Origin of the sequence: Nocardia seriolae NBRC 15557, from assembly GCF_007990715.1 — a bacterium.
Taxonomy (GTDB): domain Bacteria; phylum Actinomycetota; class Actinomycetes; order Mycobacteriales; family Mycobacteriaceae; genus Nocardia; species Nocardia seriolae.
In genome coordinates this window covers 1-628 of sequence record NZ_BJWY01000052.1, presented here as the reverse complement: position 1 = coordinate 628, position 628 = coordinate 1, and the positions used below count along the sequence as shown (strand labels likewise).

2 protein-coding genes are annotated in these 628 nt (G+C 61.0%); both read left to right on the top strand.

All coding sequences use genetic code 11. The annotated features are described in order from the left end of the window. Window positions 1-27: 27 nt before the first annotated feature. The gene (locus NS2_RS17435; RefSeq protein ID WP_033091654.1) at window positions 28-246 is read left to right on the top strand and encodes an MbtH family protein; all 219 of its coding nucleotides are present in this window, start codon (window positions 28-30) and stop codon (window positions 244-246) included. Between the two features lie 75 nt (window positions 247-321). Beyond that, window positions 322-468 carry a hypothetical protein gene (locus tag NS2_RS36095; protein ID WP_155240041.1) on the top strand — a complete coding sequence of 49 codons (147 nt, stop codon included), beginning with the start codon at window positions 322-324 and terminating at the stop codon, window positions 466-468. Window positions 469-628: the final 160 nt, after the last annotated feature.

Here is a 628-nt window from a genome sequence, read left to right as displayed (position 1 = left end):
AATTCGGGTGAGAAAGGCTGAATCCCCATGAGTAATCCCTTCGATGACGAGAACGCTCAGTTCTACGTACTGGTCAACGAGGAGGCCCAGCATTCGCTGTGGCCGGTGTTCGCCGCCATTCCGGGCGGTTGGAACGCCGTGCACGGTCCGGCCCGCCGGCAGAGCTGCCTGGAATACGTCGAGGCGCACTGGACGGATATGCGTCCGGCCTCACTGGTCCAGGCCATGGCGGTCGAGTCCGAATAGTCCTGCGGCGCACCAGCTGTTCCGCAATCCAGACCCCGGAGCCACTGTGGCCCCGACAGAAAGGGAAATAACACAATGACCACCACTCCTCCCGATACCAGCGGCGGCACCACGGTCGACATCGGCGCCATCATCACCCAGGTGCTGAAGTTCCTCGGCAGTGGTTCCACGACGAGCTACAACCCCAAGAGCCCCAAGCTCAAGAGCGATAACGCGAAGTAATTCGCACTGCACGACAGAAGAAAACTCCGAAAGGAATCCCAATGCCTCTTTACACCGGAAGTGGTTTCACCGACCTCCTCCTGGCGATCGCCCACCTGGTGACCTCTGGTTCCTCGACCTCGATCACCCAGCCCCCGGCCACCACGACGGCCTAGTGTCG